Here is a 15,958-nt window from a genome sequence, read left to right as displayed (position 1 = left end):
CAAGCAATTCGCGGAATCCCACAGACGAGGGCCATGTTCGGGTCAGTCGGGCGTCACGGGGACGTCAGGATCGGGTGGGCCGGCGGTCAGGTGGCGGTCAGGGACCACCGCGGGGGCGCGCCACGGTGGGGCTCGGGGCCCTTTAGCACGGGATCGTCCGAACGGCCACTGGACGACGTCCCGCCCGAGTTCCACACTGGCCGGTGTCAGGGGTCAGACTTCAGCAGGGGTTGCCACGATGTCTCTCGTTCTACTCGCCGACGACGACGCACAGCTGCGAATGCTCGTCGCACGCGCGCTCACCGGTGCCGGGCACCAGGTGGTCGCGGTCGCCGATGGCGCCCAGGCGCGGGAACAGCTCCAGCACGGGGGGTTCGACCTCGCGCTCCTGGACCTGGTCATGCCCGGGGAGTCGGGCATGTCACTGGTCAAGTCCTTCACGCCCGAGCAGCGGCCGACGGTCCTGCTGATGTCCGGGATGACCGATGTCGGCCCGCGGATCGAGGCCCTCAACGCCGGGGCGGTCGACTTCGTGGTGAAGCCCTTCGTCATGGCCGAGCTCGTCGCACGGGTCAACCGGCACCTGGCGCAGAAGGTGCAGGCGACCCTCGTCGACGGCGGCATCCCGGCGGGCCCGGTGGTGCTGCACCCCGCCGGCCGGTTCGTCCAGACGCCCGACGGGCGGGTCGACCTCAGCGAGCTGGAGTTCTCGCTGCTCGCGTACCTCGCCCGGCGGGCCGGTGAGGCCTGCAGCAAGGAGGAGCTGCTCACCGACGTGTGGCGTACGGAGTGGGCCTCGTCCACCAACCTGGTCGAGGTGTGCGTCGCTCGCATCCGGCACCGCCTCGGTCCTCACTTCCCCGTCCGCACCGTACGCGGGCGGGGGTACTGCATCGATGCCTGAGCCGAGGGGCAGCGGCGAGGGGAGCGGCGACGCGGTCCTGCTCGCGTGGAACGCCCTGGCCGGCGTCGCCGTCGCGTGTGTCCTCTACCTTCCCCGGTACGAGACCCTCCCGATCCACCTCGCGCTGGCGGCGTTCGCCCTCGGCTACCGGCAGTTCGCGTGGCCCACCCCTCGCGCCTTCTTCTCGCTCGGGACCTTCTACGTGCTCATCGCGGTGCTGTTCGTCCGGGATGCCGTGATGGGCACCCTGCAGCTCTCCGAGGCCCTGGAGGTGCCAATCACCGCCCTGCTCGTCGTCGGGGTCGCGTGGCACGTCGGCCAGGCGCGGCGGGCTCTCGACCTGGTGGTGGAGGCAGCGGCCCGCGTGCGGCGACAGGCCGAGGACCGGGACCGGCTGACCCGGCTGAGCGCCCACGAGATGCGCACCCCGTTGACGGTGGTCCTGGGCTTCGTCGACCTGACCTCGACGAGCGGGGTATCGCCGGAGGTCGAGGAGCACCTCGCGGCGGTCCGCGCCGAGCTGCGCACCCTCGACCGGGTGGTCGACCGCATGGTGCGGGCCGCGAACGTCGAACCCGACCTCCCCACCGGGCCGCTGGAGGTGGCCCCGCTCCTCACCGAGGTCGAGGCGCGCTGGCACGCCGTGGCCGACCGGGAGTGGGTCGTCGACGCCGACGACCTCCGCCTGGAGTGCAACCGGGACCGCTTCGCCGCGGTCCTGGACACCCTGGTCGAGAACGCCGTCCGGTACACCGTCCCGGGCGACCGGGTGCGCCTCCTGGTGCGCCGCGACGGTGCGTGGGTGCTGATCGGGGTGGCCGACAGCGGCCGAGGTCTGCCGACCTGGGTCCTGGAGTCCGCCGACGAGCGCGGCCGGGGCCGCCGACGGCGCACGTCCGCCGTCACCGCGACATCCGGCGAGGGAGGACACGACGTGGACCCCCTGGCCCGGACCGGGCTGGGGCTCGAGATCGTCCGTCGGGCCACCCATGCCCGCGGCGGCATCGTGGTCGCCGACCGCGCGCCGGAGGGAGGGGCGCTGGTCGCGATGTGGGTACCGGTCGACCCCCTCCTCGGGACCGAGCCCCCGGACCCCGGCTGGGCGATGGGTCTTCCGACCCTGGGCGCCCGTCGTTCCACCGGGCGGCCCGCATCACTGGCCGGCCGGGTGGGCGTCGCGGCGGCTCGGGGCCGCGCGGTGACCGGTTAGCCGACGGCCGGGAGGAGGGGCCCGCCATCCGGCGCGTCCGCCGCACCGAACCACGGGCGTGAGCGACGTCCTCTACCGCGTGGTCATCCGGGTCGCCCGCGGGCTGTTCCGGGTCCTCGGGCTGCGCCTCGACGTGCGCGGGGCCGAGCGGCTGCCGGTGACCGGGCCGGTGGTCCTCGCGGCCAACCACTCGAGCTTCGTCGACTTCATGGTCGTGGGGCTGCCGGCCGACGAGCGGGGGCGGTTGGTGCGCTTCATGGCCAAGGAGTCGGTGTTCCGGTCCGCCACGGGCGGCCCGCTGATGCGGGGGATGCGGCACATCCCGGTCGACCGGCGCTCGGGCACCGCCGCGGCCCTGCGCGCCCGTCGCGCCCTGCTGGCGGGGGAGATGGTCGGTGTCTACCCCGAGGCCACCATCGGGCACGCGTTCACCCTGAAGGCCCGCTCCGACCTCACGCGCGGCGCCGCGCATCTGGCGATCGCCACCGGCGCCCCTTTGGTGCCGGTCGCCCACTGGGGCCTGCACCGGGTCTTCACGGTCGGACCGCGCTGGTCGCTGCGCCGGGGCCGCTGGGTCGGCATCCAGGTGGGTCAGCCGCTCTACCGCCTCCCGGGCGAGACCCCGGCGGAGCTCACCGGCCGCCTGCACGACGCCCTGCGCGAGCTGGTCGAGGGACTGCTCGACCGTTACCCCGACGTGCCCGCCGACCCGAGCCGGGCGTGGTGGTGGCCGGCCCACCGTGGTGGAGCCGCCCCCGCGCCCGACGCCGCGCGCGAGCTCGACCGGCGGGCGGTGGCCGAGGCCGACGGGGTGCCGTACGTGCGCTCCGCCTGAGGCCGCACCCCGGCTGACAGCCCTGTCGCACAGGCGGAAACGTTTACGCAGACCCGGATCGACCTGTCCCTGTGACCCAGGTCTCCGCGGCGCCCCCGATGTGACAAACGACTCCTATGTCAGCCGGGATCGCGGGTGGCCAGCGGTCACCCGGGTGCGGTGCAATGGCCATCTCGTGGAGTGGACGCCCGATGGGGGGCGCCCCGCTCACGGGCCGACACGCGACCGACCGAGAAGGGTGAGCATCGTGGCCGACCTGGAGAAGCCGTTGGACGACGCGGGGCTGACCAACCCCGCGGTGCGGGAGTACGTCCTGCACTGGGCGCAGTACCTCGGAGCCGAGCGCATCGAGGTGGTCAGTGCCTCCGACGACGCCCGGCTGATCCAGGAGTCCCTGGCGGCCGACGAGATCCAGCCGGCCGGTGAGGGCCTGTACTACTCGCGCAGCTACGCCAAGGACACCGCCCGCTCCGAGGAGCGCACCATCGTCGCCACCAGCCGCCCGGAGGACGAGGGCGTCTACAACAACTGGCGCCACTCCGACGAGATCCGTCCCGTCGTCGAGGGGCACATGCAGGGGGCGATGGCGGGCAAGACCATGTACGTCATCCCGTACCTGATGGCTCCGCCCGGGAGCCCCCTCGAGCGCTACGCGGCCGGTGTCGAGATCACCGACAACCGCACCGTGTGCCTGCACATGATCCGGATGGCGCGGGTCGGCGTCGACCTCATCAACGGCCTCGCCGACCCCGACATGTTCGTGCGGGCCGTGCACGTGACCGGAGACCTGCCGAACCTCGGGCAGGGCACCGACGACGACCAGCGCTACTTCGTGACGGTGGCCGACGAGCGCACCATCCTGCACTTCGGCAGCAGCTACGGGGGCAACGCCCTGCTCGGCAAGATCGCCCACGGCCTGCGCCAGGCGGCCTACGACGGCTGGGCCTCCGGCGAGTTCCTGGGCGAGCAGTTCATGCTCCTCGGCATCACCGACAAGGAGACCGGCGAGACCCACCACATCTGCGGGGGGTTCCCCAGCGCCTCGGGCAAGACCAACCTCGCGATGACACTGGCCCCCGACGCCCTCGGCGAGCGCTACCACGTGTCGTTCTACGGCGACGACATCGCCTGGCTGTGGGTGGCCGCCGACGGCCAGCTGTACGGCCTCAACCCCGAGAACGGGGTGTTCGGGGTCGCCAAGGACACCAACGAGGACACCAACCCCACCGCCCTCGACGCCATCGAGGAGGGCACCCAGGCGCTGTTCACCAACGTCGCCTACAACGAGAGCACCCACGAGGTCTGGTGGGAGGGGAAGACCCCGGCGCGGCCCACCGACCCCACCGGCTGGCGGGACTGGAAGGGCGAGCTCATCGCCGACCGCAACCCCGACGAGGCCGGCGACCCGTGGGCCCATCCCAACAGCCGTTTCACGACCACGCTGGCGAACGTGCCCAACGTGGCGGCCGACTTCGAGAACCCGCACGGGGTCAAGATCGACGCGATCATCTTCGGCGGCCGCACCCGCGACCGGGAGCCGCTGGTGCGCGCCATCGACGACCTGGCCGAGGGCGTGTACGACGGCCTGACCCTGGGAGCCGAGGCCACCGCCGCGGCCGAGGGCGTGGAGGGGAAGCTGCGGTACGACCCGATGTCGATGCGCCCGTTCATGTCCTACCCCGAGGGTCCGTACGCCGCGCACTGGCTGAACGTCGTCGGCGCCGCGAAGGACCAGCCGGTCTTCGCGCACGTCAACTGGTTCCAGCGCGACCCCGAGGACGGCCACTTCCTCTGGCCCGGGTACCGCGAGAACCTGCGCGCCCTGCTGTGGCTCGTGGAGTACAAGAAGGGGCAGGTCACCGGGCGCCGCACCCCCGTGGGGGTCGTCCCGCTGCGCGAGGAGCTGAACCTCGACGGCCTCGAGATCGACAGCGACGAGCTCGACACCCTGCTCACCATCGACGTCGAGCGCTGGCGCGAGGAGATGGGGCACCGCGAGGAGCACCTGAAGCAGTTCGCGAACCTGCCCGAGCAGATCTGGGAGGCGCACCGCCGCGTGGCCGCCGCGCTGGAGGCGGAGGCAACGGTCGACGTCTGACCGGGCGGCCCGGGTCAGGCCAGGGCGGCCAGCGCCGCCTCGAGGGTCCGGGCGGGATGCCCGGTCACCCGCTCGACGTCGTCGGTGACCCGGGCGGTCGAGCCGTCGGCGATGGCGGTGTAGGTGCTGACCCACGCGTCCAGCTGCCACTGCTCGGCGTCGTAGGCGGCGCGGCGGGAGGCGTAGGCCTCCTCGAGGCTCTCGTCCTCGAAGCGCAGGTCGCGCCCCAGGACCGCGCCGGCCCGCCGCGCGGCCTCGTCGAGGGTGAGCGCCTCGGGCCCGGTCAGCTCGTAGGTGCGCCCGGCGTGCTCGGCGGGGGAGCGCAGGACGGCGGCCGCGACATCGGCGACGTCGAGCCGGCTCACCAGCGCGACCCGCCCGTGGCCGGCCGGCCCCCGGATGACCCCCTCGGCGTCGGCGAAGAGCGGCAGCACCTCCGCGTAGAAGCTGTCGCGCAGCAACGTCGCACGCATCCCGCTGGCGGTGATCGCCTCCTCGGTGTCGTGGTGGTCGCGCCCGAGGGTGAACGTGGCGTCGGGCGCCGCCCCCGCGAACGAGGTGTAGACGATGTGACCGACGCCCGCCCGGGCCGCGGCCGCGACGAACCCGCGGTGCTGGGCCCGCCGGTCGACCGCCTCGGCGGCCGAGACCATGAGGAGGGTGTCGACGCCGGTGAGGGCGCGCACGGCCGCGTCGTCGTCGGCGTAGGTCGCCACCACGACCTCGCTGCCGCCGATGGCCGGGGCCCGCGAGGCGTCACGCACGACGAGCCGGGGGGAGAGGTCGGCGAGGAGACGGGCCACGGCACCCCCGAGGGCGCCGGTCGAGCCGGTGATGGCGATGGTCATGCCGCCCCAACACCCCGGCCCCGCGGACGCATTCCGGCGGCCGCCCGCCGGGCGGTGGGGCCCCTAGGCTGCGGTCGTGGCGGAGGCACGGTTCGGGTCGGTGCTCGCCCGCGGGGTCGAGGCCGTCAGCCACGACGTGGCCGACCTCGACCGCGGCGGCTTCTGGGTGGTCGTGCGCACCTTCGAGGGCGCCTTCACCGCGGTGCGGATGGCCGAGGTCCGGCGTGGGGTACCGATGCCCCGCGCGGAGCCGGACGACGACTGGCCGGCGCTCCGGGGGGAGTGGCGCACCAGCCTGGACGAGGCCGCCTACCGGGCCGGCGTCGACGAGGTGCGGCGGCGGGTGGCGGCCGGCACGGTGTACCAGGTCAACCTCTGCCGGGTGCTCGAGCACGACCTGCCCCGGGCTGCCTCCCTGGCCGCGCTCGGTCGGCGCCTGGCCCGCGGCAACCCCGCACCGCACGCGGCCACCATCGACCTGCCCGAGGCCGGGCTGGAGGTCGCGTGCGCCTCGCCGGAGCTGTTCCTGCGGCGGGTGGGCGACCGGCTGACGTCGGGCCCGATCAAGGGGACCGCGCGCACCGCCGAGGGTCTCCTCGCCAAGGACTACGCCGAGAACGTGATGATCGTCGACCTCGTGCGCAACGACCTGGCGCCGGTCTGCCGGCCGGGCACCGTCGAGGTCGGCGCGCTGTGCCGGCTCGAGGAGCATCCGGGTCTGGTGCATCTGGTCTCGGAGGTCACGGGGCGGCTGCGGCCGGGGGTGGGGTGGAGCGAGGTGATGGCCGCGACGTTCCCTCCGGGTTCGGTGAGCGGCGCGCCGAAGCACACCGCGCTGCAGGCCATCGCCGACCTCGAGCCGGTGCCCCGAGGCCCGTACTGCGGGGCCGTCGGATGGGTGGACGCCGACCGGGGCGAGGCCTCGCTGGCCGTCGGCATCCGGACCTTCTGGGCCGCTCGTCGCGACGACGGCCGGCGGGTCCTGCGGTTCGGCACCGGCGCCGGGATCACGTGGGGCAGCTCGGCCGCCGCGGAGTGGGACGAGACCGCGCTGAAGGCGGCGCGTCTCGTCGGGCTTGCCGGCGGTGGCCGGGCCCGGTCTGGGAGGGTGGGCGCATGACGGACATCCGCGTATGGGTCGACGGTGCCCGGGTCCCGGCCGACGGCCCCGCCGTCAGCGCGGTCGACCACGGCGTCACCGTGGGCGACGGAGCCTTCGAGACGGCCAAGGTCGTGGACGGTCGCCCGTTCGCCCTCACGCGCCACCTGGCCCGGCTCGACCGCACCATGGCCGGGCTGGGGCTGCCCCCGGCCGACCATGACCTCATCCGCGCCGGGGTCGCGGCGGTCCTGGCCGGCGAGCCCATCGCGTTCGGCCGGCTGCGCTGGACCGTGACGGCCGGCCCCGGGCCGCTGGGCTCGGACCGCCTCGCCTCGCGGCTGACCCACATCGTCACCGCAGTGCCGCACGAGCGCCCGGCCCCCTCGGGAGCGGTCGTCACCGTGCCGTGGGTGCGCAACGAGCGGTCGGCCACCGCCGGGCTGAAGACCACCTCGTACGCCGACAACGTCGTGGCTCTCGCGCGGGCCCAGGAGCAGGGGGCGGTCGAGGCGGTCTTCGCCAACACCCGCGACGAGCTGTGCGAGGCCACCGGCAGCAACGTCTTCGTCGTGCTCGACGGTGTCGTGCGCACGCCGCCGCTGTCGAGCGGCTGCCTCGCCGGCATCTCGCGCGCGCTCCTGCTCGAGTGGTGTGCCGCCGACGGGCTCGAGGTGCGTGAGGAGGACCTGCCCTTGGACGTGCTCCAGCGGGCCGAGGAGGTCTTCATCACCTCCTCCATCAAGGACGTCATGCCGGTCTCCGCCGTCGACGGCCGTGCCCTGCCCGCCCCGGGCCCGGTGACCGCCGCCGTCCAGGGCGTCTGGGCCCGGCACGCCGAGCGGACCGACGACCCGTGACCGGGGGCGAGCCGAAGCGGCCGTTCTTCCGGCCACCCCACGACGAGGACGAGTGGGAGTGGCGGCACCGGTTGCGGGCCAACGCGGGGACGCGCCTGGGCCTGCGGCTGGTCGTGGCCGTCGTCGGTCTCGTACTCGTGCTCGGCGGCTTCGCCCTCGTCCCGCTGCCGGGGCCGGGCTGGCTCATCGTCATCCTCGGGCTCGCGGTGTGGGCCTCCGAGATCGAGCCGGCCTCGGACCTGCTCGAGTGGGTCAAGCGGCAGGTGCGCCGGTGGGAGCGGTGGGTGAAGGCGCAGTCGCGCGGCGTGCAGGCGCTCGTGGTGCTGGTGACGTTCGCGTTCGTGGCGGGCGTGCTCTGGCTGACCTTCCGCCTCACCGGGCTGCCGGGGTTCCTCCCCGACGGCCTCACCCGCTGGCTGGAGGCGAACCTGGCGCTGTGACCCGCCGCCGGCCGAGTGCGCCCGATTTCCGCCCGCCGGGCCGGTTGGGTATCCTCGGCAGGCCGCAGCACCCGGATGTGTAGCTCAGTTGGTTAGAGCGTTCGCTTCACACGCGAGAGGTCAGGGGTTCGAGTCCCTTCACATCCACCGACAGCCCCCGATCGCGCCAGCGATCGGGGGCTTCCCGCGTCCCACGTGCAGGACGCCGAGGGGCCGGTGACGACGCGTGTCGGGCCACGGGTGTATGCATGGACGTATGACGATGAGCGTGCGCGCCATCCTGACCTTCCCCACGCGCGGCGAGGCCGGGGCGGCTCACGACCACTGCTCGGTGGGCGCCACCGGCCTGGAGGGTGACCGGCCCAAGAAGGCCGCGGTGTCCCTGGTCGGCAACGACTCCCCACACACCCGCGCGAACCTCATGCTCGACGTACCCACGGCCGAGGTCGAGACCCTCGGGGGCCGCGTGGTGCGCGTCGGTGGGGTCGTGCTGGCGGTCGAGCCCACGGGCAACGCCTGCCCCGGTCTCTACGCCGCGGTCGGCGAGGCCGGCACCGTGCGCGTCGGCGACGTCCTGGAGGTCGTGGAGGACGGCGCATGAGCCTGCTCGACCGTGACCTCACCACGGGCGCGGCCGCGCACCGCGCCGGCGTCGACCGTCTCGTCGCCAGCTACCGCGCCATCCCCCTCGGGGCACCGGTCCGGCTGGCCAAGCGCACCAGCAACCTCTTCCGGGCCCGCGCCGCCACCGATGTGACGGGGCTCGACACCAGCGGCCTCACCGGCGTCGTCGACATCGACCCCGAGGGCCGCACCGCCGACGTCCAGGGCATGTGCACCTACGAGGACCTCGTCGACGCCACCCTCGCCCACGGTCTGAGCCCGCTCGTGGTGCCCCAGCTGCGCACCATCACCCTGGGCGGGGCCGTCACGGGGCTCGGCATCGAGTCGTCGTCGTTCCGCAACGGGCTGCCGCACGAGTCGGTCCTCGAGATGGACGTGCTCACCGGCACTGGTGAGGTCGTGACGGCCGACCCCACCAGCCGGCACACCGACCTCTTCCGCGGCTTCCCCAACTCGTACGGCACCCTCGGCTACGCCACCCGGCTGCGTATCGCGCTCGAGCCGGTGGGTCGCACGGTCTCGCTGCGGCACGTGCGCTTCCACGACCTCGACGCCCTGGTCACCGCCCTCGGCGAGATCGTGGCGGCGGGGGAGTACGAGGGCGAGACGGTCGACTACCTCGACGGCGTCGTGTTCGGCGCCGACGAGTCCTACCTGACCCTCGGCGCCCGCTCCGACGAGCCCGGCCCCACCAGCGACTACACCGGGCAGGGCATCTTCTACCGCTCCATCCAGCACGACCGGCCGCGCCCGGTGCGCGACACCCTGAGCACCCTCGACTACCTGTGGCGCTGGGACACCGACTGGTTCTGGTGCTCGCGAGCCTTCGGGGCGCAGAACCCCCTGGTGCGCCGGGTGTGGCCGCGGCGCTGGCTGCGCTCGAGCGTCTACTGGAAGCTCGTGGCCCTCGACCGCCGGTTCGACGTCGCCGACCGGCTCGAGGCGCGCCGTGGGCGACCGCCGCGCGAGCGGGTCGTGCAGGACGTCGAGATCCCGCTGTCGACCACGGCCGAGTTCCTGCGGTGGTTCCTGCGCGAGGTCCCCATCGAGCCGATCTGGCTGTGCCCGTTGCGCCTTCGTGACGACCGCTCGTGGACGCTCTACCCCCTCGAGCCGGGCGAGACGTACGTCAACGTGGGGTTCTGGTCCACCGTGCCCGCCGACCCCGCGGGCGGCCCCGGGGCCACCAACCGCCGCATCGAGGACGAGGTGGGCGCCCTCGGCGGCCACAAGTCCCTCTACTCGGAGGCCTTCTACGACGAAGAGACCTTCTGGCGCCACTACGGCGGCGCCGACTACCCCGCGCTCAAGGAGCGCTACGACCCCGACCACCGGTTGCCCGACCTCTACGCGAAGGCCGTGCGCGGTGCCTGATCCCAGGAGGAACACCCCGTGAGCATCGCCCACATCGTCGAGTCCGTCGTCGACGGACCGCTGCCCTTGCGCGTCGAGGCGTTCGACGGGTCGGCCACCGGGCCGGACGAGGCGCCCCGCCGGCTGAGCATCGACACCCCGCGCGGCATCTCCTACCTCGCAACCGCCCCCGGCGACCTGGGGCTGGCGCGCGCCTACGTGGCCGGCGACCTGACCGTGCACGGCGTCCACCCCGGCGACCCCTACGACGTGCTGCGCGACCTGGCCGAGGTGCGCTTCCGCCGCCCCGGCAAGGACCAGGTCCTCGAGCTGTCGCGCACCCTCGGCCTCAAGGCGCTGACCCCGCCGCCCCCGCCGCCGCAGGAGAGCCTCCCGCGCTGGCGCCGCGTCGCCGAGGGGCTGCGCCACTCGCTCACCCGCGACGCCGAGGCCATCCACCACCACTACGACGTCTCGAACCGGTTCTACGAGCTGGTCCTCGGCCCGTCGATGGCCTACACCTGCGCGTGCTACCCGTCGGCCAGCGCCACCCTCGAGGAGGCGCAGGAGAACAAGTACCGCCTCGTGTTCGACAAGCTGGGGCTGCAGGCCGGCGACCGGCTCCTCGACATCGGCTGCGGCTGGGGCGGGATGGTGCGGTACGCGGCCCGCCGAGGGGTCAGCGTGCTGGGCGTGACGCTCTCGCGCGAGCAGGCCCAGTGGGCGCAGAAGGCCGTGGCCGACGAGGGCCTGGCCGACCTGGCCGAGGTCCGCCACAGCGACTACCGGGCGGTCACCGAGACCGGCTTCGACGCGGTGTCGTCGATCGGGCTCACCGAGCACATCGGGGTGCGCAACTACCCCGCCTACTTCCGTTTCATCCAGGCCCGGCTCCGCACCGGGGGCCTGCTGCTGAACCACTGCATCACCCGTCCGCACAACCGCCCGACCTCGACCGGGGCCTTCATCGACCGCTACGTGTTCCCGGACGGCGAGCTCACCGGCTCCGGCCGGATCATCACCGAGGCCCAGGACGTGGGGCTCGAGGTCCTGCACGAGGAGAACCTGCGCGAGCACTACGCCCTCACCCTGGCCGGCTGGTGCCGCAACCTGGTCGACCACTGGGACGAGTGCGTGGCCGAGGTCGGCGAGGGCACCGCCCGGGTGTGGGGCCTCTACATGGCCGGGTCGCGGCTCGGGTTCGAGCGGAACGAGGTCCAGCTGCACCAGGTGCTGGCGGTCAAGCCCGACCCACGCGGGGGCACCGGGCTGCCGCTGCGCCCGTGGTGGAGCGCCTGACCCGCTGACCGGGCGTCCGCCGCGCGCGCAGCCGCGGCGTCAGCGGCGGGGTCGCAGTCCGTCCCAGACCACGGTGGTCAGGTCGTCGGCGAGGTCGTCGGCGGTGCGCCCGCTGCGGGCGCCGCCGTCGGCCAGCCAGTCGTCGGCCGCCGCCCGCACCATCCCGACGAGCGCGACCCCCCACAGGTGGGCGGTGGGCCCGGTCACGGGGGAGCCGAGGCCGGCACCGATGATGCCGGCCACGTGCTCGGCGATGCGCCCGGTCATCCCGGCGGTGACGTCACCCTCGGGCCGCTCACCGGGGGGCACGATCGGCGCGTTGACGATGAAGCGGTACACCTCGGGGTCGTCCTCGACCAGGTGCAGGTAGGCGGCGATGACGGCGCGGATGACGGCCCGCGGTTCCCGGGCGGCGGTGGGCTCCTCGCCGGCGGCGCGCGTGATGCCGCGCACGATGGTGCCGTCGACCCGGTGGGCGACCGCCGCGTAGAGGCCCGCGCGGTCGGCGAAGTGGCGGTAGAGCACCGTCTTCGAGGTACCGGCGGTGGCGGCCACCTCGTCCATCCCGACCTGCGCACCGTGCTCGCGGACCGCGCGCACGGCGGCCTCGACCAGCTCGCGGCGGCGGGCCAGACGGTGCTCGTCCCAGCGGGCGCTGCGCCCGTCGGGGGCGGTGGAGGTCACGGGGTCAGACGGTAGCAGGCACCGGCGGTACCGGGTACCATCGGTACCGGATACAGCACGGTGGCGCCGTCCGGAGGCCACCGTCCCGACCACGAGGAGCCACCCCGGTGACCACACCGCGCCGCGCCGCCGTCCTCGGCGGCAACCGCATCCCCTTCGCCCGGCAGTTCGGCCCCTACGCCGAGGCCTCCAACCAGGACATGCTCACGGCCGCGCTCGAGGGCCTCGTGGCCCGCCACGGGCTGGCCGGCGAGCGCGTCGGCGAGGTCGTCGCGGGTGCGGTCATCAAGCACAGCCGTGACTTCAACCTCACCCGCGAGGCCGTGCTGGGCTCGAGCCTGGCCGCCGACACGCCCGCCTACGACATCCAGCAGGCCTGCGGCACCGGCCTCGAGGCCACCATCCTCGTGGCGAACAAGATCGCTCTCGGACAGGCCGACTCCGGCATCGCCGGGGGGGTCGACTCCGCGTCCGACGCGCCGATCGTGGTGCCCGAGAGGCTGCGTCGCAAGCTGTTGCGCCTCAACCGGGCCAAGACCCCGGCCGACCGGGCCCGCGCCGCGCTCGCCATCCGCCCCACCGACCTCGGGATCCAGGTGCCCGCCGCCAACGAGCCGCGCACCGGGATGTCGATGGGTGAGCACATGGCCGTCACGGCCGCCCGCTGGGGCATCACCCGCGAGGCGCAGGACGAGCTGGCCCTGGCCAGCCACCACCATCTGGCCGCCGCCTACGAGCGCGGCTTCTTCGACGACCTGATGACGCCCTACCTGGGGCTGACCCGCGACCAGAACCTGCGTCCCGACAGCACGATCGAGAAGCTCGCGTCGCTGCGCACGGCGTTCGGCACCGGGCCCGAGGCCACCATGACGGCCGGCAACTCGACCCCGCTCAGCGACGGCGCCTCGGCGGTGCTGCTGGGCTCGCCCGAGTGGGCCGAGGCCCACGGGCTGAAGCCGCTGGCGTGGTTCGTCGACGGCGAGACCGCGGCGGTCGACTACCTCTCGGGTGAAGAGGGCCTGCTCATGGCCCCGGCCTACGCCGTGCCGCGGATGCTCGCGCGCCAGGGGATGAGCCTGCAGGACTTCGACCTCTACGAGATCCACGAGGCGTTCGCGTCGACCGTGCTGTCGACCCTGAAGGCCTGGGAGGACCCGGAGTTCTGCCGCGACCGGCTCGGCCTCGAGGCCCCCCTGGGCGCCATCGACCGCTCGCGCCTCAACGTCAACGGCTCCTCCCTGGCGGCCGGGCACCCGTTCGCCGCCACCGGCGGCCGCATCGTCGCGACCCTGGCCAAGCTCCTGCACGAGAAGGGCTCGGGCGCTCGGGGGCTGGTGTCGGTCTGTGCCGCGGGCGGGCAGGGCGTCGTGGCCGTCCTCGAGGCCGCCTGAGATGGCGCGCCCCGACGGCTACACCGCCTTCGTCAACGGCGGCCTCGGCAAGCGGCTGGCCGCCACCCTCGGCCTGCCGCAGCCGGTCCCGCTGCGCCGCCACAGCCCGGGCGCCGCCCCGGCCGACGGCCCCGTGCTCGTGGGCGGGCACGCCGACACCCCCGCGATCGCGGGCCTGCGCGCCGGGCTCACCGCGGCCGGGGTCACGCTCACCGAGACCGTGCCGGAGGGCATCCGGCTCGGCGGGGTGGTCGTCGACCTCACCGCCGCGGTCACCCCCGCGGACCTCGAGTCGCTGCGCGCGACCCTCGCCCCGGCCCTGAAGCGGCTCGGCCGGTGCGCCCGGGTCGTTGTGGTCGGGCGCCATCCCGCCGACGCGTCGAGCGTGCCCGAGCGGGCCGCGCGGCGCGCGCTCGAGGGCATCACGCGCTCGGTCGGCAAGGAGCTGCGCGCCGGCGCCACCGCCAACCTCGTCCTGGTCACCGAGGGCACGGAGGCCGCGGCGCTGGGCACCGTGCTGTTCCTGCTCTCGGGCCGCTCGGCCTACGTCGACGGCCAGGTGTTCCGCGTCGGCTCCGACCGAGCGACCGCCGACGGGGCCGACCCCGAGCGTCCGCTGGCCGGCAAGGTCGCGGTCGTCACCGGTGCGGCCCGCGGCATCGGGGCCGACATCGCCCGCACCCTCGGCCGCGACGGCGCGACCGTGGTCTGTGTCGACGTACCGGCCGCCGGTGGCTCGCTGGCCGCGGTCGCCAACGAGGTCGGCGGCACCGCCCTCCAGGTCGACGTCACGGCCGACGACGCCGGCGCCCGCATCGCCGCGCACGCCCGTACCCGGCACGGCGGCCTCGACGTCGTCGTGCACAACGCGGGCATCACCCGCGACAGGCTGCTGGCCAACACCGACGCCGAGCGCTGGGCCTCGGTCCTCGACGTCAACCTGCTCTCGATCCTGCGGATGAACGAGGCGCTGCTGGCGGCCGACGGTCTGCGCGACGGCGGCCGGATGGTGCTGGTGTCCTCCATCGCGGGCATCGCCGGCAACCGCGGCCAGAGCAGCTACGCGGCGTCCAAGGCCGGCGTCATCGGCCTGGTCGACGGGTACGCCGCCGACGAGGGCCTGGTCGCGCGGGGCATCACCGTCAACGCCGTGGCCCCCGGGTTCATCGAGACGGAGATGACCGCCAGGATCCCGCTGGCCACCCGTGAGATCGGGCGCCGGCTCAACAGCCTGGCCCAGGGCGGCCTGCCGGTCGACGTCGCCGAGACCATCGCGTTCTTCGCGGCCGACGCGCAGGCGGCGGTCTCCGGCACCGTGGTGCGGGTCTGCGGGCAGAGCCTGCTGGGGGCGTGAGCGTGGTCGTCGAGACGCTGGCCGGGATGCCGTCCACCGCACCGCAGCTGGCCCGCGCGGCGCTCACCGCGCGGGGCCGGCGGGGGAGCACCGTCCCCGAGCGCACCCTGCGGGTCGAGGACGTGCGGGTCGACCGCACCCGTCTGGCGGCGTACCAGCGGCTGACCGGGTACGACGTGGGCGACGCTCTGCCACAGCCGTACCCGTGGGTGCTGGCCTTCCCCCTGCAGACGGCGCTGATGACGCGGCCCGACTTCCCGGTGGCGCTGCCGGGGCTGGTGCATCTTGAGAACCGGGTGACCACCCATCGGCGTCTCGACGCCGCCGAGGGGCTGACGCTCGACGTCAGCGCCGGCGACCTGCGGCCGCACCGCCGCGGTCGGACCCTCGGCGTCCGGATCGAGGCCCGCGTGGCCGACGAGCTCGTGTGGGAGTGCGACAGCGTCTACCTCGCCCGGGGCCGCGGCACCGAGGACGCGCCCCGCGGCGACACGCCTCCGAAGCTGCCGGGCGGCCCGGTCGTCGGGGTCTGGCGCCTCCCCCCGAGCCTCGGCCGCGAGTACGCCGCCGTCTCCGGCGACGTCAACCCCATCCACCTGCACCCGCTGGCGGCCCGCGCGATGGGGTTCCCGCGGCACCTCGCGCACGGGATGTGGACCTACGCGCGCACCCTGGCGGCGCTGGGCCGCTGTTCGCTCGGCCCCTCGAGCAGCCGGGTGTGGTTCACCAAGCCGGTGTTCCTGCCCGCCACCGTCGAGCTGGTGCGGACGACCGGCGACGACGGCGTGGTGCTGGCCGGCCTCCGGGCGCACGAGGACCCGTCGACCACCCACGTGGTCGTGCGCGTCGAGCCGCACCCGGAGCGCTGACGCGTCGCAAGGTTCGACATGGCTCGTTCGGGCTATGGCGTCCGCCACGCCCCGCCCCTAGCATGAGCGGGCCCGCGCACCACCCGTCGT

Annotated in this window: 15 protein-coding genes and 1 tRNA gene; 14 read left to right on the top strand and 2 right to left on the bottom strand. The window is 74.3% G+C overall.

Features of this window, described 5'->3' with window-relative positions; translation table 11 throughout:
* Positions 1-238: 238 nt before the first annotated feature.
* The 4 genes from ATL31_RS01310 (at position 239) to ATL31_RS01295 (ending at position 5,047) form a co-directional block, all read left to right on the top strand.
* Positions 239-904 carry a response regulator transcription factor gene (locus ATL31_RS01310; protein WP_101394179.1) on the top strand — a complete coding sequence of 222 codons (666 nt, stop codon included), beginning with the start codon at positions 239-241 and terminating at the stop codon, positions 902-904.
* Positions 897-2,114, top strand: coding sequence for a sensor histidine kinase (locus tag ATL31_RS01305; RefSeq protein ID WP_101394178.1), 1,218 nt, complete (start codon positions 897-899; stop codon positions 2,112-2,114). The genes ATL31_RS01310 and ATL31_RS01305 overlap by 8 nt, the downstream gene beginning before the upstream one ends.
* A 58-nt stretch (positions 2,115-2,172) precedes the next feature.
* The gene (locus tag ATL31_RS01300; RefSeq protein WP_101394177.1) at positions 2,173-2,949 is read left to right on the top strand and encodes a lysophospholipid acyltransferase family protein; all 777 of its coding nucleotides are present in this window, start codon (positions 2,173-2,175) and stop codon (positions 2,947-2,949) included.
* 247 nt (positions 2,950-3,196) lie between these two features.
* The gene (locus tag ATL31_RS01295; RefSeq protein WP_101394176.1) at positions 3,197-5,047 is read left to right on the top strand and encodes a phosphoenolpyruvate carboxykinase (GTP); all 1,851 of its coding nucleotides are present in this window, start codon (positions 3,197-3,199) and stop codon (positions 5,045-5,047) included.
* Positions 5,048-5,061: 14 nt separating this feature from the next.
* Here ATL31_RS01295 and ATL31_RS01290 read toward each other — a convergent pair whose 3' ends face one another.
* Positions 5,062-5,895, bottom strand: coding sequence for an NmrA family NAD(P)-binding protein (locus ATL31_RS01290; RefSeq protein ID WP_101394175.1), 834 nt, complete (start codon positions 5,893-5,895; stop codon positions 5,062-5,064).
* A 76-nt stretch (positions 5,896-5,971) separates the two neighbouring features.
* On the opposite strand from ATL31_RS01290, the gene ATL31_RS01285 reads away from it, so the two are divergent.
* The 7 genes from ATL31_RS01285 (at position 5,972) to ATL31_RS01255 (ending at position 11,570) form a co-directional block, all read left to right on the top strand.
* Positions 5,972-7,015: a chorismate-binding protein gene (locus ATL31_RS01285; RefSeq protein ID WP_245861819.1), complete on the top strand. Its 1,044-nt coding sequence runs from the start codon at positions 5,972-5,974 to the stop codon at positions 7,013-7,015.
* Positions 7,012-7,854, top strand: coding sequence for an aminotransferase class IV (locus tag ATL31_RS01280; protein WP_211283942.1), 843 nt, complete (start codon positions 7,012-7,014; stop codon positions 7,852-7,854). Before ATL31_RS01285 ends, ATL31_RS01280 begins: the two co-directional genes overlap by 4 nt.
* On the top strand, positions 7,851-8,294 hold the full coding sequence (locus ATL31_RS01275) for a TIGR02611 family protein (protein WP_158239767.1): 444 nt from the start codon (positions 7,851-7,853) through the stop codon (positions 8,292-8,294). The genes ATL31_RS01280 and ATL31_RS01275 overlap by 4 nt, the downstream gene beginning before the upstream one ends.
* Positions 8,295-8,367: 73 nt before the next feature.
* Positions 8,368-8,441 (top strand) — tRNA-Val (locus ATL31_RS01270).
* A gap of 109 nt (positions 8,442-8,550) precedes the next feature.
* Positions 8,551-8,895: a hypothetical protein gene (locus ATL31_RS01265; RefSeq protein ID WP_101394173.1), complete on the top strand. Its 345-nt coding sequence runs from the start codon at positions 8,551-8,553 to the stop codon at positions 8,893-8,895.
* The gene (locus ATL31_RS01260; RefSeq protein WP_101394172.1) at positions 8,892-10,292 is read left to right on the top strand and encodes an FAD-binding oxidoreductase; all 1,401 of its coding nucleotides are present in this window, start codon (positions 8,892-8,894) and stop codon (positions 10,290-10,292) included. The genes ATL31_RS01265 and ATL31_RS01260 overlap by 4 nt, the downstream gene beginning before the upstream one ends.
* Before the next feature lie 18 nt (positions 10,293-10,310).
* The gene (locus ATL31_RS01255; RefSeq protein ID WP_101394171.1) at positions 10,311-11,570 is read left to right on the top strand and encodes a class I SAM-dependent methyltransferase; all 1,260 of its coding nucleotides are present in this window, start codon (positions 10,311-10,313) and stop codon (positions 11,568-11,570) included.
* Positions 11,571-11,609: 39 nt separating this feature from the next.
* Here the strand turns inward: ATL31_RS01255 and ATL31_RS01250 are convergent, their stop codons facing one another.
* The gene (locus tag ATL31_RS01250; protein WP_245861818.1) at positions 11,610-12,254 is read right to left on the bottom strand and encodes a TetR/AcrR family transcriptional regulator; all 645 of its coding nucleotides are present in this window, start codon (positions 12,252-12,254) and stop codon (positions 11,610-11,612) included.
* 107 nt (positions 12,255-12,361) lie between these two features.
* Here ATL31_RS01250 and ATL31_RS01245 point away from each other — a divergent pair, with 107 nt between their 5' ends.
* Genes ATL31_RS01245 through ATL31_RS01235 form a run of 3 tightly spaced genes read left to right on the top strand, consistent with a single transcriptional unit; the run spans position 12,362 to position 15,868 of the window.
* Positions 12,362-13,645: an acetyl-CoA C-acetyltransferase gene (locus ATL31_RS01245; RefSeq protein WP_101394170.1), complete on the top strand. Its 1,284-nt coding sequence runs from the start codon at positions 12,362-12,364 to the stop codon at positions 13,643-13,645.
* 1 nt (position 13,646) lies between these two features.
* Positions 13,647-14,999, top strand: a complete 1,353-nt coding sequence (locus ATL31_RS01240; protein ID WP_101394169.1) for a 3-oxoacyl-ACP reductase — start codon at positions 13,647-13,649, stop codon at positions 14,997-14,999.
* Positions 14,996-15,868, top strand: coding sequence for a MaoC family dehydratase (locus tag ATL31_RS01235; RefSeq protein WP_101394168.1), 873 nt, complete (start codon positions 14,996-14,998; stop codon positions 15,866-15,868). Before ATL31_RS01240 ends, ATL31_RS01235 begins: the two co-directional genes overlap by 4 nt.
* The last annotated feature ends 90 nt before the right edge of the window (positions 15,869-15,958 follow it).

Origin of the sequence: Phycicoccus duodecadis, assembly GCF_002846495.1 — a bacterium.
Lineage (GTDB): Bacteria > Actinomycetota > Actinomycetes > Actinomycetales > Dermatophilaceae > Phycicoccus > Phycicoccus duodecadis.
Note: the sequence above shows the minus strand (reverse complement) of the source record. Positions and strands in the feature narration are given on the sequence as shown.